24 protein-coding genes are annotated in these 26,371 nt (G+C 67.6%); 19 read left to right on the top strand and 5 right to left on the bottom strand.

What is annotated here, in order from left to right; all coding sequences use genetic code 11:
- The first annotated feature begins 346 nt into the window (after window positions 1-346).
- Window positions 347-961 carry a DUF938 domain-containing protein gene (locus J3A72_RS01310; protein ID WP_032961616.1) on the top strand — a complete coding sequence of 205 codons (615 nt, stop codon included), beginning with the start codon at window positions 347-349 and terminating at the stop codon, window positions 959-961.
- Between the two features lie 73 nt (window positions 962-1,034).
- Here the strand turns inward: J3A72_RS01310 and J3A72_RS01305 are convergent, their stop codons facing one another.
- The gene (locus J3A72_RS01305) at window positions 1,035-4,721 is read right to left on the bottom strand and encodes an indolepyruvate ferredoxin oxidoreductase family protein (RefSeq protein WP_075075905.1); all 3,687 of its coding nucleotides are present in this window, start codon (window positions 4,719-4,721) and stop codon (window positions 1,035-1,037) included.
- Window positions 4,722-4,890: 169 nt separating this feature from the next.
- Between J3A72_RS01305 and J3A72_RS01300 the strand changes: the two genes are divergently transcribed.
- Window positions 4,891-5,526, top strand: coding sequence for a tetratricopeptide repeat protein (locus J3A72_RS01300; RefSeq protein WP_049405446.1), 636 nt, complete (start codon window positions 4,891-4,893; stop codon window positions 5,524-5,526).
- Window positions 5,527-5,998: 472 nt separating this feature from the next.
- Here J3A72_RS01300 and J3A72_RS01295 read toward each other — a convergent pair whose 3' ends face one another.
- Window positions 5,999-7,483, bottom strand: a complete 1,485-nt coding sequence (locus J3A72_RS01295) for an AAA family ATPase (RefSeq protein ID WP_075075904.1) — start codon at window positions 7,481-7,483, stop codon at window positions 5,999-6,001.
- Between the two features lie 123 nt (window positions 7,484-7,606).
- On the opposite strand from J3A72_RS01295, the gene J3A72_RS01290 reads away from it, so the two are divergent.
- From J3A72_RS01290 to J3A72_RS01250, 9 genes are all read left to right on the top strand, one after another.
- Window positions 7,607-8,236 (top strand): ParA family protein, encoded by a 630-nt coding sequence (locus J3A72_RS01290; RefSeq protein WP_005420986.1) that lies wholly within the window; start codon window positions 7,607-7,609, stop codon window positions 8,234-8,236.
- A 49-nt stretch (window positions 8,237-8,285) separates the two neighbouring features.
- The gene (locus J3A72_RS01285; protein WP_014035499.1) at window positions 8,286-8,762 is read left to right on the top strand and encodes a histidine phosphatase family protein; all 477 of its coding nucleotides are present in this window, start codon (window positions 8,286-8,288) and stop codon (window positions 8,760-8,762) included.
- 4 nt (window positions 8,763-8,766) lie between these two features.
- Window positions 8,767-9,384 carry a YceI family protein gene (locus J3A72_RS01280; RefSeq protein ID WP_014645483.1) on the top strand — a complete coding sequence of 206 codons (618 nt, stop codon included), beginning with the start codon at window positions 8,767-8,769 and terminating at the stop codon, window positions 9,382-9,384.
- The gene (locus J3A72_RS01275) at window positions 9,381-11,438 is read left to right on the top strand and encodes a phospholipase D family protein (protein ID WP_075075903.1); all 2,058 of its coding nucleotides are present in this window, start codon (window positions 9,381-9,383) and stop codon (window positions 11,436-11,438) included. The genes J3A72_RS01280 and J3A72_RS01275 overlap by 4 nt, the downstream gene beginning before the upstream one ends.
- Before the next feature lie 10 nt (window positions 11,439-11,448).
- Complete coding sequence (locus J3A72_RS01270; RefSeq protein WP_075075902.1) at window positions 11,449-11,883, top strand: hotdog fold thioesterase; 435 nt, start codon at window positions 11,449-11,451, stop codon at window positions 11,881-11,883.
- Window positions 11,884-12,001: 118 nt separating this feature from the next.
- A complete protein-coding gene (locus tag J3A72_RS01265) occupies window positions 12,002-12,793 on the top strand; it encodes a lysophospholipid acyltransferase family protein (protein ID WP_032961622.1) in 792 nt (263 codons plus the stop codon).
- 52 nt (window positions 12,794-12,845) lie between these two features.
- Window positions 12,846-13,835 (top strand): alpha/beta fold hydrolase, encoded by a 990-nt coding sequence (locus J3A72_RS01260; RefSeq protein ID WP_075075959.1) that lies wholly within the window; start codon window positions 12,846-12,848, stop codon window positions 13,833-13,835.
- 56 nt (window positions 13,836-13,891) lie between these two features.
- Window positions 13,892-15,961 carry a tetratricopeptide repeat protein gene (locus J3A72_RS01255; RefSeq protein ID WP_032961627.1) on the top strand — a complete coding sequence of 690 codons (2,070 nt, stop codon included), beginning with the start codon at window positions 13,892-13,894 and terminating at the stop codon, window positions 15,959-15,961.
- Window positions 15,962-15,971: 10 nt separating this feature from the next.
- Window positions 15,972-16,583 (top strand): YbhB/YbcL family Raf kinase inhibitor-like protein, encoded by a 612-nt coding sequence (locus tag J3A72_RS01250; protein ID WP_032961630.1) that lies wholly within the window; start codon window positions 15,972-15,974, stop codon window positions 16,581-16,583.
- A 101-nt stretch (window positions 16,584-16,684) separates the two neighbouring features.
- Here the strand turns inward: J3A72_RS01250 and J3A72_RS01245 are convergent, their stop codons facing one another.
- The 3 genes from J3A72_RS01245 to J3A72_RS01235 form a co-directional block, all read right to left on the bottom strand.
- Window positions 16,685-17,218 (bottom strand): NADPH-dependent FMN reductase, encoded by a 534-nt coding sequence (locus J3A72_RS01245; RefSeq protein ID WP_014645488.1) that lies wholly within the window; start codon window positions 17,216-17,218, stop codon window positions 16,685-16,687.
- A gap of 79 nt (window positions 17,219-17,297) precedes the next feature.
- The gene (locus J3A72_RS01240; RefSeq protein WP_049420290.1) at window positions 17,298-18,125 is read right to left on the bottom strand and encodes an META and DUF4377 domain-containing protein; all 828 of its coding nucleotides are present in this window, start codon (window positions 18,123-18,125) and stop codon (window positions 17,298-17,300) included.
- Window positions 18,126-18,198: 73 nt separating this feature from the next.
- The gene (locus tag J3A72_RS01235; protein WP_014645490.1) at window positions 18,199-18,993 is read right to left on the bottom strand and encodes an undecaprenyl-diphosphate phosphatase; all 795 of its coding nucleotides are present in this window, start codon (window positions 18,991-18,993) and stop codon (window positions 18,199-18,201) included.
- Between the two features lie 222 nt (window positions 18,994-19,215).
- On the opposite strand from J3A72_RS01235, the gene glnA reads away from it, so the two are divergent.
- The 8 genes from glnA to J3A72_RS01195 all read left to right on the top strand — a co-directional run bounded on the left by glnA (window position 19,216) and on the right by J3A72_RS01195 (window position 26,332).
- Window positions 19,216-20,625, top strand: a complete 1,410-nt coding sequence (glnA, locus tag J3A72_RS01230; RefSeq protein ID WP_014645491.1) for a type I glutamate--ammonia ligase — start codon at window positions 19,216-19,218, stop codon at window positions 20,623-20,625.
- A 321-nt stretch (window positions 20,626-20,946) separates the two neighbouring features.
- Window positions 20,947-21,285, top strand: a complete 339-nt coding sequence (locus J3A72_RS01225) for a P-II family nitrogen regulator (RefSeq protein WP_004134334.1) — start codon at window positions 20,947-20,949, stop codon at window positions 21,283-21,285.
- 22 nt (window positions 21,286-21,307) lie between these two features.
- Window positions 21,308-22,738 carry an ammonium transporter gene (amt, locus tag J3A72_RS01220; RefSeq protein WP_053495709.1) on the top strand — a complete coding sequence of 477 codons (1,431 nt, stop codon included), beginning with the start codon at window positions 21,308-21,310 and terminating at the stop codon, window positions 22,736-22,738.
- A 262-nt stretch (window positions 22,739-23,000) separates the two neighbouring features.
- Window positions 23,001-23,438, top strand: a complete 438-nt coding sequence (locus J3A72_RS01215; RefSeq protein WP_069118181.1) for a hypothetical protein — start codon at window positions 23,001-23,003, stop codon at window positions 23,436-23,438.
- A gap of 138 nt (window positions 23,439-23,576) precedes the next feature.
- Complete coding sequence (locus tag J3A72_RS01210; RefSeq protein WP_154806562.1) at window positions 23,577-23,744, top strand: hypothetical protein; 168 nt, start codon at window positions 23,577-23,579, stop codon at window positions 23,742-23,744.
- 51 nt (window positions 23,745-23,795) lie between these two features.
- Window positions 23,796-24,284 carry a hypothetical protein gene (locus J3A72_RS01205; RefSeq protein ID WP_049408341.1) on the top strand — a complete coding sequence of 163 codons (489 nt, stop codon included), beginning with the start codon at window positions 23,796-23,798 and terminating at the stop codon, window positions 24,282-24,284.
- A gap of 67 nt (window positions 24,285-24,351) precedes the next feature.
- Complete coding sequence (locus J3A72_RS01200; protein ID WP_075075901.1) at window positions 24,352-25,098, top strand: N-acetylmuramoyl-L-alanine amidase; 747 nt, start codon at window positions 24,352-24,354, stop codon at window positions 25,096-25,098.
- A gap of 67 nt (window positions 25,099-25,165) precedes the next feature.
- Complete coding sequence (locus J3A72_RS01195) at window positions 25,166-26,332, top strand: MltA domain-containing protein (RefSeq protein ID WP_075075900.1); 1,167 nt, start codon at window positions 25,166-25,168, stop codon at window positions 26,330-26,332.
- The last annotated feature ends 39 nt before the right edge of the window (window positions 26,333-26,371 follow it).

Here is a 26,371-nt window from a genome sequence, read left to right as displayed (position 1 = left end):
CATCTGTCAGATATCGAATGAAATTCGGGGTCAGATCCGTTTTCCTGCGGAAAACGGATCTGACCCCAAGAGCCGTTCCAACAGACCGCAGGAAACTGTCGAAGGCGGGGTGGGTCCGGTGGCAGGGGCGTGAGCGCCATGGATGGCGCGACCGAGCCTCCATGGACGGATTTACGGCGTCCCCTGCCACCGGATCCACCCCGCCATCCCTCAGGAAGCCCGCTGTTGCTGTTGCTTTGGCTGTTGCCGTTGCCGTTGCTGTGGCTTGAAGCAGGTGCAGGGCGCAGCCCTGCTCGGAACACCCCCCTCGTGCACAATGGGCCGACCCCGCCTGGACACCGTCCTGATGTCGAGCAAGCCGCATTCAGAAGCCTGCGAGCGCAACCGCGAACCGATCGCCGCCGCACTCGACCCGTGGATGGGCGACCGCCATCGGGTGCTGGAAATCGGCAGCGGCACCGGCCAGCACGCGGCCTTCTTCGCCGAGCGGTGGCCCTGGCTGCGCTGGCAGCCCAGCGACCATCCGGACCATCTGCCCGGCATCGAGGCCTGGCGCGCGGAAGCGGCGCTTCTGAACCTGCTGCCGCCGGTGGCGCTGCAGGTGGAACTGCCACCGGCGCCTGGGCTCAGCCTGCCACAGGGCAGCACGTTCGACGCCGCGTTCAGCGCCAACACGCTGCACATCATGAGTTGGGCGCACGTGCAGGCATTGTTCGCCGCGCTGCCATCGGTGCTGCGTCGCGGCGCGCTGCTGGCGGCGTACGGCCCGTTCAACTACGGCGGCCGCTACAGCAGCGACAGCAACGCGCAGTTCGATGCCTGGCTGAAGGCGCGCGACCCGCGCAGCGGCATCCGCGATAGCGAAGCGGTGCAGGCGCTGGCCGCCGACCACGGATTCACCCGCCTGGGGGATGTGGCGATGCCGGCCAACAACCGCCTGCTGCTGTGGCGGTTGGGGTAAACCATCGGTAGTGCCGGCCGCTGGCCGGCAACCGATTGCCGGGATGAATGCCGGCCAGCGGCCGGCACTCCCTTCAGGCCACCTGCACGATATGCAGCGCCTTCGGATTGCGCCACTGCGCCAGCAGGGCCGCTTCGCGCGCCTTGGCCTGCTCGAAATGCGCTTCCTTGACGTGGCCGAAGCCGCGGATGTGCTCGGGGATGCTGGCAATCTCCACCGCCAGGGCCAGGCGGTCGTCATCCAGGCCGTCCAGCAGTACCTGCACGGTGGCCTCGTAATCGCCGATCAGCTTGCGCTCCATGCGGCGTTCCGCGGTGCGCCCGAATACGTCGAAGCGGCCGCCACGCAGGAACTTCAGCCTGGCCAGCAGGCCGAAGGCCTTGAACATCCACGGGCCGTATTCCTTCTTCAGCAACCGGCCCTGCTCATCCTTCTTGGCGAACAGCGGCGGCGCCAGGTGGAAGCGCAGCTGGTAATCGCCCTCGAACTGCTGCTGCAGGCGGCGCTGGAAGTCGCCGCTGGTGTACAGGCGGGCCACTTCGTACTCGTCCTTGTAGGCCATCAGCTTGAACAGGTAGCGGGCCACGGTCTCGGTCAGCGCAGTGGAGCCGCCGATGCGCTCGGCTTCGGCGGTGCGCACGCGCTCGACCAGGCGGCGGTAGCGGTTGGCGTAGGCAGTGTCCTGGTACTCGACCAGGAACGCGGCGCGGCGCTCGATCATTTCATCCAGCGAGCGCGACAGGCGGGCGTCATCCAGCGGCAGGAACGCCACGTCGCCACCGTGCGAGGGCAGGCCGCGCAGTTCGCGTTCGTCGCCGGTGTTGCGCGGTGCCGCAGTGGCACCCCATTCATTGCCCTCCCACTCGCCTGGCGGCAGCGGATGCAGCGGGCCCGGGGTGGATTCGGCATCGGTGTGGCGGTTGCGCACCAGGCCGGCGGCCTGCTGCACGGCCTGCGGATCGGCCACGGCCAGGCGGCCCCACGCAAAGGCCTGCTGGTTCATCGCCACGGCGGCGCCATTGAGTTCGATGGCGCGCATCAGCGAGTCGAACGACAGCGGCACCAGGCCCTGCTGCCAGGCGTAGCCGAGGATGAACAGGTTGGCGGCGATGGCATCGCCCAGCAGCGCGGTGGCCAGCTTGGTGGCATCGAGCAGCAGTGGTTCCTGGCCGCCCAGTGCCACGCGCACGCCGGCGATGATGTCGGCGGCGGGGAACTGCATGTCCGGGCGGGTGGTGAACGTGCCCGGCATCGCTTCGTAGGTGTTCAGCACCACCTGCGAACGGCCGGCGCGCACCTTCGACAGCGCCCAGTAATCGTTGACCACCACCATGTCGCAGCCCAGCACCAGGTCGGCTTCACCGGCGGCGATACGCACGGCGTGGATGTCTTCAGGGCGACGGGCAATGCGGATATGCGTGGTCACCGCGCCGCCCTTCTGCGCCAGGCCGGTCTGGTCGAGCACGGTCGCGCCCTTGCCTTCCAGGTGGCCGGCCATGCCCAGCAGCGCGCCGATGGTCACCACGCCGGTACCGCCGACGCCGGTGATCAGGATGTTCCAGGGCTGTTCCAGGCTGTCGCGAAGGGTCGGTGCCGGCAGGTTGTCCAGCAGCGTGGACGCATCGCGCTTGCTGCCCTTGCGCGGCTGGCCACCGTGCACGGTGACGAAGCTCGGGCAGAAGCCGTTCACGCAGGAATAGTCCTTGTTGCAGTTGGACTGGTCGATCTCGCGCTTGCGCCCGAACTCGGTTTCCTTAGGCAGCACCGACACGCAGAAGCTCTTCTTGCCGCAGTCGCCGCAGCCTTCGCAGACCAGCGAATTGATCAGCACCCGCTTCTGCGGGTCTTCCAGCTTGCCGCGCTTGCGGCGGCGGCGCTTCTCGGTGGCGCAGGTCTGTTCGTAGATCAGGATCGAAACACCCTTCACTTCGCGCAGGCGCTTCTGCACTTCGTCCAGCTCGCTGCGGTCATGGAACTCGACGTCGCTGGGGAAGTGCTCGCGCTGGCCGGTCCACCTGCCGATGTTGTCCGACAGCACCACGATGGTGTGGATGCCTTCGGCGCGCATCTGCTTTGCGATGTCCGGCACGCTCAGCGGACCGTCCACCGGCTGGCCGCCGGTCATCGCCACCGCATCGTTGTAGAGGATCTTGTAGGTGATGTTGACGCCGGCCGCGACCGCCTGGCGGATCGCCAGCGAACCGCTGTGGAAGTAGGTGCCGTCGCCGAGGTTCTGGAACACGTGCGGGGTATCGGTGAACGGCGCCTGCCCGGCCCAGGTCACGCCTTCGCCGCCCATGTGGGTGAAGGTATCGGTGCTGCGGTCCATCCAGGTCACCATGTAATGGCAACCGATGCCGGCCAGCGCACGCGAGCCTTCCGGCACGTTGGTGGACGTGTTGTGCGGGCAGCCGGAGCAGTAGTGCGGCACGCGCGGAAAACTGGCGCGCGGCAACGCAAGTTCGGCTTCCTTCTCCTGCATCCACTGCAGGCGCTGCTCGATCGATGCGTTGTTGAAGAACTTCTGGATGCGGCGACCGATCACGCCGGCGATGGTGGCCGGGGTCAGTTCACCGGTGGACGGCAGGATCCACTCACCGCTCTCGTCGTACTTGCCGACGATGGACGGGCGCTGGCCCCAGCTGGCCGGCCAGTTGAAGAACTGTTCCTTCATCTGGCGCTCGATGAAGGCACGCTTCTCTTCCACCACGATGATGTCTTCCAGGCCCTGCGCGAAGCGCGCGATGCCCTGCGGCTCCAGCGGCCAGGTCATGCCGACCTTGTACACGCGGATGCCGATGTCGGCGCAGGCGGCTTCGTCCAGGCCCAGGTATTCCAGCGCCTGCAGCACATCCAAATAGCTCTTGCCGGTGGTGACGATGCCCAGCCGCGCGCGCGGCGCGTCCATCACCACCTTGTCGATGCCGTTGGCGCGGGCGAACGCCTGTGCGGCCTTCACCGCATAGCGGTGCAGGCGCATTTCCTGGTCCAGCGGCGGGTCCGGCCAGCGGATGTTGAGGCCGCCCGTAGGCATTTCGAAGTCTTCCGGCAGCACGATGCGGCGCGCCATCGGGTCGACCTCGACCGAGGCCGACGATTCCACCGTCTCGGCGATCGTCTTGAAGCCGACCCAGCGGCCGGTGTAGCGGCTCATCGCCCAGCCCAGCAGGCCCATGTCCAGGATGTCCTGCACGCCGGCCGGGTTCAGCACCGGCATCATGGCGCTGACGAACTCGTCCTCGCTGCCATGCGGCAGGGTTGAACTGCGGCAGGCGTGGTCATCGGCGGCCAGCGCCAGCACGCCGCCATGGCGCGAGGTGCCGGCGGCATTGGCGTGCTTGAACACGTCGCCGCAGCGGTCCACGCCCGGGCCCTTGCCGTACCACATGCCGAACACGCCCTGCACGTTGGCGCCGGGGAACAGGTTGGTCTGCTGGGTGCCCCACACCATGGTGGCGCCCAGGTCCTCGTTCAGGCCGGGGGTGAACTTCACCTTGGCCGCGTCGAGGTGCTTGCGCGCGCGCCACAGCTCCAGGTCGAAGCCGCCCAGCGGGCTGCCACGGTAGCCACTGACGAAACCGGCGCTGTCGATGCCTTCGTGCGCGTCGCGCAGCCGCTGCATCAACGGCAGTTTCACCAGCGCCTGCACGCCACTCAGGTAGATCCGCCCCTCGTTGCGGGTGTACTTGTGGTCGAGCGTGTAGTCACGGTCGATCAGGTCGGCGGAAGAGGGCGAAGTGAGTTGCGCGGTACTGGTCATGGCTGGCCCGGTCAGGATCGGCTGGCACCGGCCGCGTGCAGGCACGCGGCGGGAAAGGCGCGAATTGTAGCAGCGAGGCCCGACCGGCCCGGCACTCGCGCCGGCGGCCATGCTGGGGTTAGGATCGGGGAGAGAGAGGGAGGCTGCGGTTGCGGCCTGGGGAGAAGGGATGTCAGTTGCAGCAAAGATCCTGGGCAGCATGTTGCTGGTCTCGGGAACGGCCCCCGTGTGGGCCGCGCCGGCGGTGCCGGCACCACAGGAGTTCTACTTCGACAGCGATGCGGCCGCCGTGCCGATGGTCGTGGTCCAGTCCGACGGGGATGCGCTGGTGGCGCAGCTGCTCAAACAGCGCGAGCGCGGCCGGCGTACCGTGGAGGCCACCGTGCAGCTGGCGTCGGTGGCCATTGCGCAGGGCCGCACCGAGCTGGGTGAACAGCTGTATCGCGAAGCACTGAAGGATGCGCCGGTGCAGGGCAGCCTGGGCCGTAGCGTGCGCTGGAATTACGGCTGGGACCTGCTGCGTCAGGGCCAGCCCGAAGCCGCCCTGGAGCAATGGCAGGCTGCTGCCGGTGGTTCGCTGAGCAAGCCGGGCTGGCTGCCACCCACCTATGCGCTGGCGCTGTGGCGGGCCGGGCAGAAGCAGGAGGCGGTGCAGTGGTATGCCGCAGCGGTGCGTACCGAGCCGACGCAATGGAGCGACAGCAGCCGCTTTGCGCAGTTGTTGCCGTTGTGGCGTGACGACGAGCGCGCCTCGCTGGCGGAAGTGCAGCAGGCCTGGGCGGCCGCGCCGCCGGCCTGGCCCTGAGGGAGGGGGGGGCCGGGTTGCACCCGGCACCCGCAGAGGCAACGGCTGGAGCAACTGCAGCAGCCGAAGCAACAGCGGGCTTCCTGCGGGATGGCGGGGCACTGTGGGTTTGCGGGGCCGCCGTAAACCCATCCATGGGGGCTTGGTCGCCGCATCCATGCGGCTCACACCCCGCAAACCCACAGTGCCCCGCCTTCGACAGGTTCCGGCGGCTTTTGGTAGGTGTCGACCTTGGTCGACACGGTAGGTCCATGCCATGCGTGGATGAGATCTGCCAGGGATAGAAATCGAACTGGGGTCAGATCCGTTTTCCTCTGGAAAACGGATCTGACCCCAGGGCCTCAAGAGCAGCCAGCCAACCGCTTTTGCTTTTGCTTCTGCTCTTTTTCTTTCTTCCACGTGGCTGATCGCCAACCGCTGCTGTTGCTTTCAGCAACCAGCCACGAGGGGCTGCGCCGTTCGCCGGAACCCCTCAATCGTCCGCGGAAACCGTCCGCCCCGACGCCCATGCCCGCAGTGCCTCTACCTGCTCGGCCATCAGCACCGACAGCGGCCGCGTCGCACGGATCTCGTTCATCAGCAGCTCGGTATCCAACGGCCGGCCTTCGGCGTGCGCCGCATACAGCCCGGCCACGATCGCCTGCTCGATCTCGGCGCCGGAGAAACCATTGGCCGCGGCCGCCAGCGCCGGCAGCGCGAAGTCGTCGCCGTTGAGCTGGCGTCGCCCCAGGTGCAGCCGCAGCAGCTCCACACGCACCTCAGGCGTGGGCAGGTCGACGAAGAAGATCTCGTCAAAGCGGCCCTTGCGCAGCAGTTCGGCCGGCAACTCGTGTACCTGGTTGGCGGTGGCGACGATGAAGACCGGCGCCCTGCGTTCGGCCATCCAGGTCAGCAGGTAGCCGAGCACGCGGCGCGATACGCCACCGTCCTCGCCACCGCTGGCCAGGCCCTTCTCGATCTCGTCCATCCACAACACGCAGGGCGCCAGCTGCTCGGCCGAGGCCAGCGCCTGGCGCAGGTTGGCCTCGGTCTCGCCGTGGTACTTGTTGTACAGCGCGCCCACGTCCAGGCGCAGCAGCGGTACGCCGAAGCCGGCGGCGGTGGCCTTGGCCAGCATCGATTTGCCGCAGCCCTGCACGCCCAGCAGCAACATGCCGCGCGGCGGATCCAGGCCGGCCGGTGCCGAGCCGGCGATGAAGGCCACCCGGCGCTGGCTGATCCAGCGCTTGAGCCGGTTGGCACCGGCCACGTCGCCGAAGCGCGCGCTGTCATGCTCGAAGAACAGGTGGCCGCTGCGGTTGAGCAGCTCGAACTTCAGCCGTGCCAGCTGCGGCAGGTCGTCGTCGCGCAGCGCGCCATCGGCGTAGATCAGCTGGCGGGCGATGCGGCGGGCATCGACCAGGCTCAGGCCCTGCAGGTTCTTCAGGATCTTCTTCACCGCCTCGCTGTCGACCTCGACACGGCGGCCGCCGTGTTCGCGCGCATAGGCGTCGGCCTCCTCGCGCAGCATCTTCAGCAGGGCATTGGCATCGGGCAGGCGCGGGTTGAAGCGCACCGCCAGGGCCTCCAGCTCGGCCGGCAGCTCGACCTTGGCGCCGATCAGCACCAGCACATGCGGCTCGCTATGGCGGCGCTGGATCAGGTCGCGCAGCGCGCGCTGGTGGCTGGCATACCCCAGGTAGGGGTGGAAATCGAGCAGCAGGTAGACACCCCGCTGATCGGCCTGGCGGATCATCTGCAGGGCGGCGCTGGCATCGGGCGGGCCGACCGGCGGGTCCTCGCGGTCCAGGTCGATGCGACGCAGGCCCTCGGTGATGGACCAGCGGTGCAGGGCCCGCCACACGTGCATCAGCGTCTGCCGGAACAGCTCGACGATGCGGGCCTCATCCTGGGTCTCGATCACGATCAGGGGGGTATTGGCGCGGATCAGTGCGCTCAGGTCCTGCAGTTCGCTCATGCCGGTTCGATCCTTCGGGGGCGCCACGATAGCAAAGGCGATGGCCACTGGTTCAGCACGGTGCTACCTCCCGTCACCACCGCCGGTGTACGCTCGGGGCACGTACCCGGAAGCGAGGCTGGCATGAAGACGATCCTGGTGGCCGGTTCCAAGGGCGGGGTGGGCAAGACCACCGTCGCCACCCACCTGGCCGCGTACGCGGCATTGCAGGGCAAGGCCACGGTGATCGCCGATGCCGACCCGCAGGGCTCCAGCACCCGCTGGGCACAACGGCGTGCAGGGCTGGAAAGCGCGGTGCTCCCCATCGATGTGTATCGGAAGAAGCAGTGGGCGCAGAAGCTGCCCGACGGTACCGATACCGTCATCATCGATGCACCGGCCGGTGCGCTGGCCGACGATATCCCCCATTTCCTGGACGCGGCCGACGCCGTGGTGGTGCCGGTGCTGCCCTCGGCGCTGGATATCGAAGCCATCGTCGGCTTCCTCAACAGCCTGGCCCAGAACCCGCGCGTGCACAGCCGCAAGCTGCCGGTGGGGCTGGTCCTCAACCGCACCAAACCCTGGACCCAGACCTCGCAGCAGGCGCTGCAGATGCTGGCCGAATGGCCATACCCGGTGGTCGCGCAGCTGCGTGACAGCCAGAGCTACGTGGTCATGACCGGCCTGGGCCGCAGCCTGTTCGACTATCGCTCCGCCCAGGTGCGCGAACACCAGGCCGACTGGGAGCCGCTGCTGTCCTGGCTCAAGCTTTGATGCCTGCCTCACTTCTCCTGCTGCATCCTCTTCTCCATGGAAACCCGCGATGCGTGAACTGATCCTGCTGCGCCATGCCCATGCCGAACCCGCCGTTTCCGGCCAGGCCGACCTCGACCGGCCGCTGTCGCCGGTGGGGCTCGCCGAGGCCGAAGCCGCCGGCAAGTGGTTGAAGGAAAACAACCTGCTGCCCGACTGCGTGCTGTGCTCGCCGTCGCGACGTACCCGCGAGACCCTGGAAGCGGTGATGACGGCCATCGGCTATGTCGAAAAGCGCCTGGAAGACCGGATCTACGAAGCCACCCCGGGCACCCTGGCAGCGCTGGTGGACGAGCGTCGTGACCTGGACCGGGTGCTGATCGTCGGCCACAACCCGGGCCTGGAGCAGCTGGTGGCCCTGATGACCGACGGCACCAGCAGTGACTATCGCGGCATGCCGCCGGGCGGCGTGGCCGTGCTTGGCTTCCCGCGCGAGGCCTCGATCGAACCCGGCGTGGCCAGCCTGAACGCGTTCTGGTGGCCGTGATCCGATGAGCCTGGCGCGGCGCAGCCGCTTCCTGCTGCCCGCGTTGCTGGCGCTCGGCCCGGCCTGGGCCGCGGCGCCCCCACCGACCCCGTTGCCGCCCGTGTCCGCCGAGGCGCCACGGGTATTGCGCCTGGATACCCAGCGCTCGCGGATCGGCTTCGAGGTGCGCACCCGATTCGGCCAGCGCATCGAAGGCGTGTTCCCGCACTTCGAGGGGCGTATCGAGATCCTGTCCGACGGCCGTCACCAGGTGCACCTGAAGATGTTCACCCGCTCGGTGGAGATCCCCGGCAAGGCGCGCTATACCGGCTGGATGCGCGGCGAGGAGTTCTTCGATGCCGGGCGCCATCCGGTGGTCGAGTTCGACTCGCTGCCCTACTGGCCGGAGACCGTGGAGCAGGGCGGCGCCATCAACGGCCGGCTGACCCTGCGCGGCATCAGCCACCCCGAGTCATTGCAGGTCGAGAAGGCGGAGTGCGCCCGACCCGGCTATGATTGCGACGTCGTCAGCCGCGGTACCGTGCAGCGAGGCCGGTACGGAATGGACAGCTGGCAGCTAGCCTTGAGTGACCGAGTGACCTTCGTATTGCGTGCGCGCCTGAGCGAGGCGCCGAAACCGTGAACCTCCTGCTGCGCGTCCTGGCGCTGGCAACCGTGTTGCTGGGCAGCGGTTGTGCATCGCTCTCGCATGCCGAGCGTGACCGTGCCGAAGCGATTGCCGTGCAGGCGCGCTCGACCGACGTCGACTGCCAGCGCGCCGACCGCTGCGCGCAGGACTCGCCGTTGCGTGCGCTGGCGGGCCGGGCGTTCACCGAATCCACCCCGGAACAGCCACGCCACTACGCCACCCTGCTCGACGAGGGCGAGGGCGCCCTGGTCGCGCGCCTGAACCTGCTGCGCAGCGCCACCCGCAGCATCGACCTGCAGACCTACATCTTCGACAAGGACGACAGTGCCCGGCTGGTCATCGACGAGCTGCTGGCCGCGTCGCGGCGCGGGGTGAAGGTGCGGGTGCTGATCGACCAGCTCTCGGCGATCTCCGACCTGCAGATCCTCGGCGCCCTGTCCGGCGCGCACCAGAACTTCCAGCTGCGGGTCTACAACCCGACCTTCGGCAAGGCCCGGCTGAACTACTTCGACTATGCCGGCAGCGTGCTGTGCTGCTTCCGCCGCTTCAACCAGCGCATGCACAACAAGCTGCTGGTGATCGACGATGCGATCGGCGTGGTCGGCGGCCGCAACTACCAGGACGACTATTACGACTGGGACCGCGAGTACAACTTCCGCGACCGCGACGTGCTGATCGCCGGCCCGGAGGCGCGGGCGATGGCGGCCAACTTCGATGCCTTCTGGCGCGCCAGGCGCAGCGTGCCGGCCGAGCGCCTGAACGATGTCGGCCGCACCCTGCTGCGCGAGGGCGTGCCGACCCTGCCGCCGGCCAGCTTCCGCCGCCCCGAGCGGGTGGAGCGGGTCAGTGCCGAAGCCAATGACATGGACTTCGTCAGCCGTTCCTTCGTCGATACCGCGTTGCCGGTGGCCTCGGTGCGCTATGTCGCCGACCTGCCGCGCAAGCACCGGCGCGAGAAGGCCGATGCGCCGCTGGCCGGACAGCACGTGACCGAGCCGCAGCTGGATGCGCTGATCGCCGGCGCGCAGAAGGAAGTGATCCTGCAGACGCCGTACCTGGTGCTGTCCAAACCGGCGCAGAAGCTGTTCCGCGAGCTGCGCAAGCGACCGCAGCCGCCGCGCGTGGTGGTGTCCAGCAACAGCCTGGCGGCGACCGACAACCCGATCGTCTATGCGCTGTCGTACAAGTACAAGCGGCGCAACATGCGTGAACTGGGCTTCAACATCTTCGAATACAAGCCGTTCCCGCTGGATGCACCGGTCGATTACCGCAACCTGCTGCCCGACCCGATCGCCGCGCCGGAAGGCGACGACGACGGCGGGCGCAACCCGCTGATCGGCGGCAGTGCTGCCGGCAGCAATGCCGGCGACCGTCGCGATCGCGATGAGCACCCGGCACCCGCCGGCAAGCAGGGGGCGGTGAACCATCCGCGCACCGGCAGTGCCTACCAGAACGCGCGCGAGCGCCGCCGTGCGGCCGGCAGCGAGGTCGAAACCCGCCTGCTGCGCACCGAGACCCGGCCCTCGTTCCTGGGCAGCAAGGCGGTCAACAAGCCGTTGCCGGTCACCCGCAAGGGCGCGCGCATGGGCCTGCATGCCAAGTCGCTGGTGGTCGATCGCCGCATCGGCGTGGTCGGCACCCACAACTTCGACCCGCGCAGCGAGAACTACAACACCGAAGGCGCGGTGATCATCGATGACCCGGCCTTCGCCGAGCAGCTGGCCGAGAGCATCCTGCGCGACACCCACCCGCAGAACTCGTGGACGGTGGCGCCGCGGGCCAAGCCGCCGGTGCTGTCCGGGCTCAACTACAGCGTCGGCAAGGCCTCCGAAGCACTGCCGATCCTCGACTTCTGGCCGTGGCGCTATGCCACCGACTACGAGTTCAAGCCCGGCCCGGACTGCCCGCAGCCGTTGCCCCGGCAGGACCCGGGCTTCCACCGCTGCTATGTCGCCGTGGGTGATTTCCCCGAGGTCAATGTCGGCCCGAAGTGGCTGCTGGTACGCATGCTGACCGCATTCGGCGCCGGCCTCGTTCCCATCCTCTGAAGGTGCCCGCATGACCCAGGTGTTCCGCGAAGCCGTTTCCCTCGAGCAGCTCAATACGCTCAGCCGCAACACCGCGATCGCGTCGCTGGGCATCATCTTCAGCGCGGCCGGTGACGACTGGCTGCAGGCCACCATGCCGGTGGACGAGCGCACCCGCCAGCCCTACGGCATCCTGCATGGCGGCGCGTCGGTGGTGCTGGCCGAGACCCTGGGCAGCAGCGCCGGCAACCTGTGTGTGGATACGGCCAAGCAGATCTGCGTGGGGCTGGAAATCAACGCCAACCACGTGCGTGCGGTGCGTTCGGGCACGGTCACCGGCACCGCCCGCGCGCTGCACGTGGGCCGCAGCACCCAGCTGTGGGAGATCCGCATCGAGGACGAGCAGGGCCGGCTGGTGTGCATCTCGCGGCTGACCCTGGCGGTGGTGGCGGCCGGCCACGGCTGAGCCCCGGACGGGCGGTGACGGCAGCGGAACCCAGCGTTCCCTGCCGATTGCCCCGGTCGATGGGTGTTATGGCCTAAATCGGCTGGCAGCGATGACGGCCCTCCGGTATCGTGCGCGGATGACTTCCCCCACTCCGGCCCCCCGCGGCGGCGTGGCGCGTGTGTGCCGTTACCTGTACCGCGTACCGCTGCTGTTGGTCCACATCATCGTGTTCCTGCCGCTCATCCTGATCGGCATGCTTCGGCCGTGGGGCGAACTGCGCGTGGGCGAGGCGACCCTGGGGGCCAAAGTGGTCAACTGGTGGCAGGGGGGGCTGATGTGGATCTTCGGCTTCCGCCTGGTGCAGATCGGCAGGCCGCTGCCCGGCGCCGTGCTGTTCGTCGCCAACCACGTCAGCTGGGTCGACATCTGCATCCTGCACAGCCAGCGCATGATGGGCTTCGTCGCCAAGCGCGAGATCGCCAGCTGGCCGCTGGTCGGGTGGCTGGCCGCGCGCGGGCAGACCATCTTCCACCAGCGCGGCAACACCGAATCGCTCGGTGGCGTGATGCAGGTGATGGCCGATCGCCTGCGCGAAGGCAAGGCAGTGGGCGTGTTCCCCGAAGGGCGTACCCGCGGTGGCCACGAAGTGGGCCCGTTCCATGCCCGCATCTTCCAGGCGGCGGTTGAGACCGGCGTGCCGGTGCAGCCGGTGGCTCTGGTGTACGGGCTCAAGGGCGACGCGCAGACCATTGTCGCGTTCGGCCCCGGCGAGAGTTTCTTCGCCAATTTCCTGCGCCTGCTCGGTGAGCCGGCGCGGCGTGCGGAAGTGCATTTCCTGGCACCGATCGGTGCGCAGGACCTGGAAGGCCGTCGGCGCATCGCGGAGACGTCGCGCGCGCGCATCGTGGCGGCCATGAGCACGCAGTGAGGGTGCGGTGGCCCTGATCCCGCCACCCGTCCTGGACGCCGGCACGCCGACGCTGCACGCGGCTGACTACCAGCCACCGCGCTGGCTGCGCAATCCGCACCTGCAGTCGATGCTCAGCTCCAGCCGCATGCGCCTGCAGCGCGGCCTGCTGCTGCTGGCCGCGACCGGCGCGATCAGCGAAGAACTGATCCTCGACGGCGGCGACGGCGTGCGCCTGCAGGGCTGGCACAGCCATGTCGAAGGCCGCGAACCCAAGGGCATGGCCCTGCTGCTGCATGGCTGGGAAGGCAGTGCCGAATCCAGCTACATGCGCATGGCGGCCGCGCGCATGCTCGAACAGGGCTTCGACGTGGTGCGGCTGAATTTCCGCGACCACGGCAATACCCATCACCTCAACCCCGGCATCTTCCACTCCAACCTGATCGACGAAGTGGTGCATGCCGCAGGCGATATCGCCCAGCGCTGGCCGCAGCTGCCGCTGGTGGCCGCCGGCTACTCGCTGGGCGGCAACTTCGTGCTGCGCCTGGCCCTGCGTGCGCCGGCGGCCGGCGTGCCGCTGCTGCGCGTCGCCTCGGTATGCCCGGTGCTGGACCCGGCGCTGACCATGGAGAGCATCGAGAACGGCCCGGCAATGTACGACTGGTACTTCCGCCGCAAGTGGGCCGGTTCGTTGCGGCGCAAGCGCGACCTGTTCCCCGAACTGAGCGACTGCGACGACCGCGTGCTGAAGCTGGACATCCGTGCGTTGACCGCCTGGCTGGTCGAGCGCCACACCAGTTTCGGCTCGTTGCAGGCCTATTTCGACGGCTACTCGATTGCCGGCGATCGCCTGTCCTCGCTGCAGGTGCCGGCCGACATCCTGATGGCACAGGACGACCCGGTGATCCCGTACGCGACCTTCAGCGACTGGCAGCTGCCGCGCCAGGCGCACCTGGAAACCGCCTGCTGGGGCGGCCACTGTGCCTTCCTGGAAAACTGGCGCGGTGACGGCTTCTCCGAGCGCTGGGTGGCGCAGCGCCTGCAGCGCGTGCTGCAAGGCTGAACCGGCACGGGCGCGCAGGCCGCTACAATGCGGGTTTGCCCTTGAACCGGACCGCCATGCAAGACCAGATCATCCAAGCGTTGCGCCAGAACGAGGCCGACCAGGCCGTGCAGCTGGCCCAGGCGTGGACCCGTGATGAACCCGGCCAGGCCGAGGCCCACCGCTGGCTGGCGCTTGCGCTGCAGCAGCAGGGCAAGGCCGAGGACGCGATGGAGGCCCTGCAGCAGGCGCTGCAGCTGGCCCCGGACAATGCCCAGCTGCACCTGCAGCACGCAGGCCTGCTGCTGGCCCTGCGCCAGTTCGACGGCGCTGGCGAAGCACTGACGCGCACCACCGGGCTGGACCCGAACGCCTTCGCTGCCTACCTGATGCAGGCCCACCTGGCGATCGGCCGCAACGATTTCGATGAAGCGCAGCGCCTGTCCACCCTGGCCTCGCGTGTCGAACCGGACCACCCGGAACTGCTGACCATCGACGGCATGATCGCGCTGCGCCGCGATGATGCCGATCGCGCGCTGACGCTGCTGTCGGCCGCCAACCAGGCCCAGCCCAACGACATTCGCGTGCTCTACGCACTGGGCTTCGCCTACCTGGGCAAGAACATGCTGGCCTTCGCCGAGCAGGCGTTCCGCCGCGTGCTGGAACTGAACCCGACCATCGCCTCGCTGCATGGCCTGGTGGTGCAGCTGGCCATGCGCCAGGGCAACCTGGACGCTGCCGCCGAAGCGATGCAGATCGCGCTGCAGCAGCAGGGCCTGGATACGCCATCGATGCGCCGCCTGGCCGGCGAACTGGCACTGCGCAGCGGCCAGCCGCTGCAGGCGCTGGAGCACCTGCTGCCGTTGCTGGAATCGCTGCCTGACGACCGCGACGTACTGCAGTTGCTGCTGATGTCCTGGCAGCGCCTGGGCCGCGAAGACGAGGCCCGCGCACGCCTGGATGCCGCCCTGGAGCAGCACCCGCAGCTGCACGACCTGTGGCTGGCACGCCTGGCGGTGGAAGAGGTCGGCAGTGCCACCGCCGCCGCCACGGTCGAGCGCTGGATGGACGCGATGCCGGGCCACCTGCCGGCGCTGGAAGCGCGCCTGCGCCTGCACGACATGGTGGGCGAACACGCCCAGGCCGAAGCGATCGCCGAGCGCATCGTCAACCTCGAACCGGGCCGCGTCAGCGGCGAAACCCGCCTGGTCGAAGGCCTGCTGCAGCGCGATCCGGCCGCCGCGGTCGCCCGCGTGCAGGCGCTGATCGACATGGCACCGGAAGGCCACCGCGCCGACCTGCGCACCTGGCTGGGTGAGATCCAGGATCGCGCCGGGCAGCACGAAGACGCGCTGCAGACCTGGCTGGCACTGCAGGCCGACCAGGCACCGCAGCGCCTGCCGCTGCCGCCGCAGGCCAAGGCGCCGCCGAGCTGGCCGGACAAGGGCGAGATCGACGGTGATGCCACTTCCGCGCCGATCTTCCTGTGGGGCGCGCCGGGTTCGGGCGTGGAGCGCGTGGCGACCGGCCTGGCCGCCGCCAGCCCGGTGCTGCGCAGCGACCGCTATACCTCCAACGCACCCGACGACGCGTTCCAGAACTACCACACGCTGCAGGACCTTGCCTCGGGCGTGCTGACCCCGGAGCGGCTGGTGCAGCGCTGGCGCGAACAGCTGCCGTCGCGCGGCGTGCAGGACGACGCGATCATCGACTGGCTGCTGTGGTGGGACAACGCGCTGCTGTGGGCGCTGCGCCCGCAGCTGCCGCAGGGCCGCCTGCTGGTGGTGCTGCGCGATCCGCGCGACATGCTGCTGGACTGGGTGGCCTACGGTGCCGCCGCACCTCTGGCAATGACCTCGCTGGCCGAAGCCAGCGAATGGCTGGCGCGCGCGCTGGCCCAGGTCGCCGCCCTGCACGAGGACGATCTGTACCCGCAGGTGCTGCTGCGCATCGACCAGATCGGCAACGATCCGCAGGCGATGGCCGAACTGCTGGGCCGCCTGTTCGAGCGGCCGATGCCGCCAGCCGCGCAACTGGGTGCGCCGCGCTTCCCGCCGGGCCACTGGCGCAACTACCGCGACGTGATGAGCGCCGCCTTCGCCAAGCTCACCCCGATCGCGGTGCGCCTGGGTTATCCGGAAGAGTGAGGACACGCCGATGCAACTGAGCAGCCACAGCCTGACCAACGGTGCACCGATCGACCGCGAATTCGCCGCCGGCGATGCCGCGGGCTTCGCACCGGACCGCAATCCGCACCTGGCCTGGAGCGATGTGCCGGAGGGCACCCGTTCGTTCCTGCTGGTGTGTGTCGATCCGGACGTGCCGACCGTGCCGGAGACGGTCGGCCGCACCGACATGAGCGTGCCGCGCGACCAGCCGCGCTGTGATTTCGTGCATTGGGTAATGGCCGACATTCCGGCCTCGGTGCGCGAGATCGCCGCAGGCAGCTGCAGCGACGGCTTCGTGGTGAAGGGCAAGTCCAAACCGGCCGGCCCGGCCGGCAGCCGTCAGGGCCTGAACGACTTCACCGGCTGGTTCGCAGGCAATCCGGACATGGCCGGTGACTACCTGGGCTATGACGGCCCGTACCCGCCGTTCAACGACGAACGCCTGCACCACTACTTCTTCCGCGTGTTCGCGCTGGACGTGGCATCGCTGCAGCTGCCGGCACGCTTCACCGCCGCCGACGCCTACCGCGCCATGCACGGCCACGTGCTCGCCGAAGCGGCACTGCACGGCACCTACACGTTGAACCCGGCGCTGGGCTGAGAGCCCTTGTAGGGCCGGGGCATGCCCGGCTTTGCTTTCTGCAGAGTCGAGCCATGCTCGACTTTGCCTTGTAGAGCCGAGCCCATGCTCGGCTGCTTCTGCTACGCAATGGACCTGCAGTAAACAGCAAACCCTGCCAGGAACGCATCCGCTTCGGCGCGATGCACTTCCGACTGAAGCACCTCGAAGATCTCCTCCGGTTCCAGGCCCAGCACCGGTACACGCAGGAACAGCGTTGTACTGAACGCGGCACTGACCGTGGACAGCACCGCGCGAAGTGCCTGCAGCATGTCCTCGCCACGATGGGACGCATGCACTAACGCAATGGGCCGACCGACGATCTGGTCGCCGGATACGAGCCAGTCGATCGCATTCTTCAATCCGCCGGGAATGCCACGCACGTATTCAGGGCTGCACACCAGCACACCGTCGCTGCGGGCGATGGCCGCCTTGAAGCGCGTCACGCTGCAGGGTTCATCGGTGCCTTCCAGATCGGGGGAGAACACCGGAAGTTCGCCGACCCCGGCGTAGACCTCGATCTCCATGCCGGGCGGCGCGATGGCTTTCAGGGCCACCAGCAGAGCGGTGTTGGTCGACTGCCGGCGCGCGCTGCCGGATATGGCGAGAATCTTCATCGTGGCAAGGCTGGCACGTGGGGCTGCGTCGACGCTACAGAACGTAGAAGGGCGACCTCGTGGCCGCCCTTCTGTTTATTTACTTCTTCTCGATGGCCGACTCGACCACCATGTCCAGCACGTACGCCTGCGACGGCGCATCGGCCGGCGGGTTCTTCACTTCGTAGCGCTTCACGCGCACCACGTTGCGCACGCCGTCTTCGTGGGTGTAGCCCTCGATGGTGCCGTAGAAGTTCTCGAACTTGCCCGGCTCACCCTGCTTCAGGCCCTTGTCGTCGAACTTCACTTCGCGCACCTGCAGGCACTGGTAGTCCGGGATCAGCGGGTGCGAGCACTTCTGCGTCTTGGCGGCCACTTCCAGGAACACGGTTTCGCCGGCGCCGCCGTAGCGGGTTTCAGCGGTCGGCTCCGGGTTGAACACCAGCACGTCGCCCTTGGCGTTGGTCAGCGTCAGCTTGCCATCGGCATCCTGCTCGGCCTTCAGCTCGCCCTGCAGGCGGCTCGACACGGCTTCGTCCAGCGCCATCAGCGCCTTGTCGGTGCAGGCCATCATGGTCGAGGCCATCGCGCTGACCGTCAGCTTGCCGTCGGCCAGGGTGTAGCCGCCGCCCATGCGGTTGCAGGTGTTGCTGACCGACAGTCGGCCATCTGCGAAGTCCAGGGTGACCGGCTTGTCTTCGCGGGCGAACAGCGCGTCGATGCGCTTGCCGTCGGCGCCGGTGGCCTGCTGCAGCAGCCAGTGCTGGCTCTGCAGGCGCTGCGCATCCAGGTGCGCCAGCGTCTGCTGGTCTGCTGCCTTGGCCGCGGCCGGGGCCACGTCGTCGCCGCCGGTGCCGGCCGGGGCCGGGGTCTGGCTGCAGGCGGCCATCAGGGCCAGCGGGAGGAGCAGGGTGAGCTTGCGGTTCATGGTGATTCTCCTTGGGGAACCGTGGGGGAAACGGGGTGGGGCCGGCAACGGGGTTACCGTACCCCGGCGCTGTTCAGCTGCCGGAGGGCAACCACAGCAGCAGCGCCGCGCCCAGTGCGATGCGGTAGATCGCGAAGGCGGTGAACCTGTGCGACTTGATGTAGCCCATCAGCCACTTCACTACGACGAAGCCGGTGATGGCCGCGGCAAGGAAGGCCACGCCCACGTCGGCCCAGTCCTCGCTGCCCAGCTGCCCGGCCTTGGCCATTTCCAGGAAGGTGTAGGCGCTGGCGGCGAACATGGTGGGAATGCCGACCAGGAACACGAACTCGGCGGCGGCGGCGCGGCGGCTCAGGCCCAGCAGCATGGCCAGGAAGATCGCCGAGGCCGAGCGCGAGGTGCCGGGGAACACGCCGGCCACGACCTGTGCCAGGCCCACGCCGATCGCCACCGTCCAGGTCACCTGGTCGCGGTCGGGCAGGCGCGCGGTGTAGGCCTCCACCAGCAGCATCCAGACACCACCGATGATCAATGCCCAGGCCACCGGGCTGACCGTCTCCGGCAGCGACCAGCCGGCCTTGCGCACCACCAGGCCGACCACGGCGGTGACCAGGAAGGCGGCGCCCAGCTTGAACACGTACTCACGGTTCTCGCGCTGGTTGAAGCCGGTGGCCAGCTGCAGCAGGCGCTGGCGGAACACCAGCACCACGGCCACGATCGCGCCGGCCTGGATGACGATGTTGAAGAAGTCCGAGCGGGCACCCAGCCAGTGCTGGGCGATGAGCAGGTGGCCGGTGCTGGAGATCGGCAGGAATTCGGTCAAGCCTTCGAGGATGCCCAGCAGCAGGGCGGAGAGCAGGTCGGACATGGACGGTGCGTGACGCGCGGCGGAAGGAAGAAGGTCGAGAGGATAGACGATCCCTGCCGCACCAAACGGGTGCGTCTGGTGGCGGGTGCACCCGTTTGGTGCGCAACGTTCTGCACCGCCACGGAGCGCCCTTTTTGAAATCAATGACTTGCGGCCAGCGAAAAGTTGGCACGGTCGTTGCTGTACCTCAGCAGGCATTCATCCCCATCCGAGGTCGTACCGATGTCCGTGGAAAACGTTGAGAAGCTGATCAAGGACAACCAGATCGAGTTCGTCGATCTGCGTTTCGTGGATATGCGTGGCGTCGAGCAGCACGTCACCTTCCCGGTCAGCATTGTCGAACCGTCGCTGTTCGAAGAAGGCAAGATGTTCGACGGCAGCTCGATCGCCGGCTGGAAGGGCATCAACGAATCGGACATGGTCCTGCTGCCCGACACCACCAGCGCCTACGTCGACCCGTTCTACGCAGATCCGACCATCGTGATCAGCTGCGACATCCTCGATCCGGCCACCATGCAGCCGTACGGCCGCTGCCCGCGCGGCATCGCCAAGCGCGCCGAGGCCTACCTGAAGTCCTCCGGCATCGCCGAAACCGCGTTCTTCGGCCCGGAGCCGGAGTTCTTCATCTTCGACTCGGTCCGTTTCGCCAATGAAATGGGCAACACCTTCTTCAAGGTCGATTCCGAAGAAGCCGCCTGGAACAGCGGCGCCAAGTACGACGGCGCCAACAGCGGCTACCGTCCGGGCGTGAAGGGCGGCTACTTCCCCGTGCCGCCGACCGACACCCTGCACGACCTGCGCGCCGAGATGTGCAAGACCCTGGAACAGGTCGGCATCGAAGTGGAAGTGCAGCACCACGAAGTGGCCACCGCCGGCCAGTGCGAGATCGGCACCAAGTTCAGCACCCTAGTGCAGAAGGCCGATGAACTGCTGCGCATGAAGTACGTGATCAAGAACGTCGCGCACCGCAACGGCAAGACCGTCACCTTCATGCCCAAGCCGATCGTGGGCGACAACGGCAGCGGCATGCACGTGCATCAGTCGCTGTCCAAGGGCGGCACCAACCTGTTCTCCGGTGACGGCTACGGTGGCCTGAGCCAGCTGGCGCTGTGGTACATCGGCGGCATCTTCAAGCACGCCAAGGCCATCAATGCCTTCGCCAACTCGGGCACCAACAGCTACAAGCGCCTGGTGCCGGGCTTCGAGGCGCCGGTGATGCTGGCCTACTCGGCCCGCAACCGTTCGGCCTCGTGCCGCATTCCGTGGGTGTCCAACCCGAAGGCGCGCCGCATCGAAATGCGCTTCCCGGACCCGATCCAGTCCGGCTACCTGACCTTCACCGCACTGATGATGGCCGGCCTGGACGGCATCAAGAACCAGATCGACCCGGGTGCACCGAGCGACAAGGACCTGTACGACCTGCCGCCGGAGGAAGAGAAGCTGATCCCGCAGGTCTGCTCCTCGCTGGACCAGGCGCTGGAAGCGCTGGACAAGGACCGCGAGTTCCTGAAGGCCGGCGGCGTGATGAGCGATGACTTCATCGACGGCTACATCGCGCTGAAGATGCAGGAAGTGACCAAGTTCCGCGCGGCCACCCACCCGCTGGAATACCAGCTGTACTACGCCAGCTGACCGGATGCGATGGCGGTGGGTTCCCCCTCCCACCCGCCGCCATCGCTTCCGTTTTCGCGGCTGGGGAGCCGCGGTCAGATCGGGGTCGGATCCCATTCGTTTACGAATGGGCGCTGATCCCTATCCAGGGGCAAGAGAGAGACCGGATACGCGACCAGGGCCGCCCTCCCTCCCGCGTCGGTCGTGCAAGGAGAGAGGCACGGCCGTCCCGGCCCTGTACGTGTCCGGTGCAACAGCCACGGTCATCATCCTGATGACCCGTGGTTGCCTGATGCCAACGCGCGCTGGCGCGCTGGCCCCATCCACCCTCGGGACATGCGCATGAAACTGATCTCCGCCATCATCCGACCGTTCAAGCTCGACGAGGTCCGCGAGGCCCTGTCCGATGCAGGCGTGTCGGGCATCACCGTGACCGAAGTGAAAGGTTTCGGTCGCCAGAAGGGCCACACCGAGCTGTATCGCGGCGCCGAGTACGTCGTCGATTTCCTGCCCAAGATCAAGATCGAAACGGTGGTCACCGACGAGCGTGCCGACGCGGTGATCGAAGCGATCCAGTCGTCGGCAGGCACCGGCAAGATCGGTGACGGCAAGATATTCGTCACCGCCGTCGAACAGGTCATCCGCATCCGCACCGGCGAAATCGGTGCCGACGCGCTGTAACCCCCTTCCGGAGATTCCCCCCATGAAGATGCGCCTTCTCACCGGGTGGCAAGCCCGGTTCCATCTGGTGTGCCTGTTGATGCTGCTCAGCGCACTGGCCGCCGGTGCCTGGCCGGGCAGCGCCCATGCCCAGGCCCAGGTATCGCCGTTGCCGAGCGAAAGCGTGGCGGTCGAGCCGCTGCACGATGCGGCCGCCACCGCCGCGGCGCCGGCCGTGGCCGAAGCGGCCGCCGCCTATGATCGTGGCGACGTCGCCTGGATGCTCACCTCGACCCTGCTGGTGCTGTTGATGGTGGTACCGGGCCTGGCCCTGTTCTACGGCGGCCTGGTGCGTTCGAAGAATGTGCTGTCGGTGCTCAGCCAGATCCTGGTGGTGTTCTCGCTGGTGCTGCTGCTGTGGGTGGCCTATGGCTACAGCGCGGTGTTCAGCGCCGGCAATCCGTTCTTCGGCTCGTTCACCGAATTCGCCTTCCTCAAGGGCTTCACCCCGGAGTCGGTGGGCAACACGCCGATCAAGGGCCTGCCGGACTATCTGTTCGTCGCGTTCCAGTCGACCTTTGCCGGCATCACCACCGCGCTGATCGTCGGTGCCTTCGCCGAGCGCATCAAGTTCCGCGCGGTGCTGCTGTTCTCGGCGCTGTGGTTCACCCTCAGCTACATCCCGATGGCACATATCGTCTGGGGTGGCGGCTACCTGGGTGAGCTGGGTGCCATCGACTTCGCCGGCGGTACCGTGGTCCACATCAACGCGGGCGTCGCCGGCCTGGTCGGCGCGTGGTTCGTCGGCAAGCGCCTGGGCTATGGCCAGACCGCGCTGAAGCCGCACAATGTGCCGTTTACCTACATCGGCGCGATGCTGCTGTGGGTGGGCTGGTTCGGCTTCAACGCCGGCTCGGCAGCAGCGGCCGACACCGTGGCCTCGCTTGCCTTCCTCAACACCGTGCTGGCCACCGCCGCTGCCGTGCTTGGCTGGACCCTGGTGGAGGCGATCGGCAAGGGCAAGCCGTCGGCGCTGGGCGCTGCGTCGGGTGCGGTGGCCGGTCTGGTCGGCATCACCCCGGCCTGTGGCACCGTCGGGCCGCTTGGCGCGATCGTCATCGGTTTTGTCGCCGGCGTGGTCTGCGTGTGGGGCGTGACCGGCCTGAAGCGCCTGCTGAAGGTGGACGACACCGCCGACGTGTTCGGTGTGCATGGTGTCGGCGGCATCGTCGGCGCGATCCTCACCGGCGTGTTCAGTGCGCAGTCGCTGGGCGGCACAAAGGCCGATCTGGATATCGCCCATCAGGTCTGGGTGCAGGTGGTCAGCGTCGGCCTGACCGTGGTGTGGTCGGCGGTGGTGACCGCGGTCATCCTGCTGGTGGTCAAGGTCGTGGTCGGCCTGCGGGTGACCGAAGAGGCCGAACGCACCGGCCTGGATGTGACTTCGCACGGCGAGTCCGCCTACGAGGCCTGACGTGGCGGCGCACTGACGTGGTGGGTGCCGACCGTTGGTCGGCACTTCTACAGCTCTGGTGGGTGCCGAGCTTGCTCGGCACTGTTCCTGCTCTGGTGGGTGCCGACCGTTGGTCGGCACAGCGGGTAGCCCATCCACGCATGGCGTGGCTCTACCGTTCCTGCTCCAATGGCTGTCTGCAGGTGGGCGTGTACACGCCTCCAACGACCTCGATGGACTACAGAACGGAGTAGGCGTGATTCAGGCGACTTCCGCAGCAGTGATGGAAGACATCGAATGGTATGTCTACCTGCTGACCCTGGACGACTACAGTCCGCATGCGCTGGTGCGTAGTGTGGCCGGCGCAGGAGATCGAGAACACTGGAGCTTCGCTGTGGAGCTCACCTATCGCTGCCTTTCCTCCGGTCTGTGGCGACTCTCCTACGGCCTGCCTCCGGAGCTGGGGCTTTCCAGCATCGATGCCTTCTGCCACAAGCTCTCGGTTGTCCGTCCGGATCAGCTTTCCGACGAGGGGCAGGTGCTGTGGCTGGATACCTACATGGAAGCGACGGAGCTGTGCCTGGATCTGGTCTCGCGTTACCTGCGTTCGCAGTCGAGCGGTGAGACGACATTTCATCCAGGATTCCAGGATGAGATCGAACGGCTGTTCTCCGATGCCGGAGTGCCCTGGAGTCGTGGGCCGCTGTTCCCCATCGCCTGAAGCGCCTTTTGCGGAACGGCTTCTCGTAGAAGATGCCCTTTTCCTTCAAGCTGTGCTCTGGATCAGGACGACCTGTCCCGTTGTCGGGGCGGGTGTCGCCCCAGATTCCGAACGGCGTCCAGCGCGCAAGGAGCAGGCGTGAACTATTTCAGGCTCCGTCCATGCAGCGGCATTGGCAGCAAATGGGTGCTGGGTGATGTGGATCATGTGGACAACTTCGGTGCTGCACTGATCGTCAGTGAGGGAGTGAAGTCACGCCTTGAGCGGGCAGGCGTGATTGACGTGATCCTTGATCAGGTCGGGTAGACTGGAAGTGGGACAGGGGTTTCCGTTGCGGCACCAGGGAATGGGTTTCGAATGACTATCCGTGCAGTTCTTTTCCCCTACTGGACCGGCGATTGCCACGTTCCTTCCGGAGAAGAGAAGATCGGTGACGCGCCGGTCGTCCACCATGGGCAGGGACGGGGTGTCGGTGAAATCGCAGCATGGCTGGATGGAGACTTCGGCCATCTCGGCTGCGGCAGCGAACTGCGGACCCGCAGTGCCTTTGCTGCGCCCACAAGGGATGACGAGGGCAGCGCATGCGTCCACTATGGAGAGGGGCATGCCGTCCTGCGGGCAGCCGATTTCCTCCTGGTGTATTCGCGATGGAACTCCCAGGACGTTGTCTTGCTGACGCGACCCCAGATATTGGCTGTGCTTGAGGGCTACGCAGTGTTTCGAAGCATGAATCCGCACAAGAAGCATCGTCCGCCCATGCCGTTCGCCATCGAGTACGAGGCAGAGGGGGAGGACGCCGTCCAAAGGTTCACTCAGGCCGGCGGCTGCTTCGACCCCGAACACTGAAGTCGGGACGTGCTGGTCCGGGATCTCGCGACCGCGACTCTTCATCGCCTGTGGTTAGAATCACACCATGAGTCTCCCTCGCCTGCTGCTGTCCGCCCTCTCAGTGCTGGTCCTGGCGGCCTGCACCGCCACCGCGCCTGTGCAGCACAACCCGCTCGCCACCTGGGTCCCATCACCCAACCAGAACGCGCGCACCCCGGTCATCATCGTCATCCACCACACCGAGCAGAAATCGGTGCAGCAGAGCCTGCATACGTTGCGCACGGCCAACAGCGGTGGGCCGGTCAGTGCGCACTACCTGATCGGCGCCGATGGCCATCGTTACCAGCTGGTCGCTGATGAGCGCCGTGCCTGGCACGCCGGCGCCGGGCGCTGGGGCACCATCACCGATCTCAATTCGGCTTCGATCGGTATCGAGCTCGACAACGATGGCCGCAGCCCGTTCAGTGCGGCACAGATCGAATCGCTGATCGTGCTGCTGCGTGATCTCACCACGCGCCTGAACATCCCGCCGCGCCAGGTGATTGGCCATGCCGACCTGGCGCCGACGCGCAAGCAGGATCCGAGCCGCTTCTTCCCATGGCAGCAGTTGGCCGAGGCCGGCTTCGGCGTGTGGCCGCGCGCGGCCGACGGCGCGGCACCGGAAGGTCTCGACGCGTGGAATGCCCTGGCCCGCTTCGGCTATCCGCTGGACAACCGCGAAGCCACCGTCGCCGCCTTCCACCGCCGTTTCCGTGGCCGCGACGACCTGCCGAAGACGCTGGATGCCGAAGACGCCCGCATCCTGCACTCGCTGCTGCTGCAGACGCCGTGACCCCGCGCATGAACGCTCGGCCTCGCGCTGGGTTGCCGCCCAGCAGCCGGCCCGCCACCATGGCGGCATGATCGATTCCGCTACCTTCTTCAAGCGCAAGAACTGGACCCTGTTGGCAGCGGCGGTGCTCGCCGGTTGCGCCACCACCGCTCCCCGCACGGGCTCCGAAGCGCCCACGCCGACCTCGCCGCCGGCGGCCACCTACGCCAAGGTCGGCTGGAAAGCCCTGCCAGCGGTCTCCGATGCTGATCTGCAGGCCGGCTTCGTGGCCTGGCGCAGCAGCTGCGCCCGCCTGAAAAACGACGCTGTCTGGGCCAAGCCCTGCGCCACCGCCGCAGCGGTGTCAGACAAGAACCCGGCCGCGATCCGCCAGTTCCTGCAGCGCGACCTCGATGCCTATGCGCTGCGTGCCGGTGGCCATCAGGCCGACGGACTGATCACCGGCTACTACGAGCCGATCTACCCCGGCAGCCTGACCCGCACCGACAAGGCGACGGTGCCGGTCTACGGCACGCCGGATGATCTGGTGGTGGTGCAGCTGGACAGCCTCTACCCGGAACTGAAGGGCAAGCGCCTGCGCGGGCGCGTCGAAGGCAAGGTGCTCAAGCCCTATGACGACGCCGGCACCATCGCGGCCAAGGGCGCCAAGGCGCCGGTGCTGGCCTGGCTGACCGATCCGATGGACCTGCAGTTGCTGCAGATCCAGGGGTCCGGCCGCGTGCGCCTGGCCGATGGCAAGCAGGTACGGCTGGCCTATGCGGAACAGAACGGCCACCCCTACCGTGCCATCGGTCGTTGGCTGATGGACCAGGGCCAGCTGAAGAAGGAAGACGTCACCATGGACGCGATCCGCGCCTGGGCCCGGGCCAATCCCGCGCGCGTGCCGGAACTGCTGCGCAGCAATCCCAGCTACGTGTTCTTCGTGCGCAATCCGGACAGCCCGGAAGGCCCGCGCGGTTCACTGAACGTGCCGCTCACTGCGGGCTACAGCGTGGCGGTGGACCGTACCGTGGTGCCGCTGGGCAGCCTGCTGTGGCTGTCGACCACGCGCCCCGATGGCACGCCCGTGGTACGCCCGGTGGCTGCGCAGGACACCGGCGGCGCCATCGCCGGCGAGGTGCGCGCCGACCTGTACTGGGGCAGTGGCGATGCCGCCGGCAAGCTGGCCGGCGACATGAAGCAGAAGGGCAACATCTGGATGCTGTGGCCGAAGGGCGTGCCCCTGCCGAACTGAACCAGCAGGGGGCGGATCCCTTTCCAAAGGAAAGGGCTC

Source organism: Stenotrophomonas sp. PvP093 (assembly GCF_017876915.1).
GTDB lineage: Bacteria > Pseudomonadota > Gammaproteobacteria > Xanthomonadales > Xanthomonadaceae > Stenotrophomonas > Stenotrophomonas muris.
Note: the sequence above shows the minus strand (reverse complement) of the source record. Positions and strands in the feature narration are given on the sequence as shown.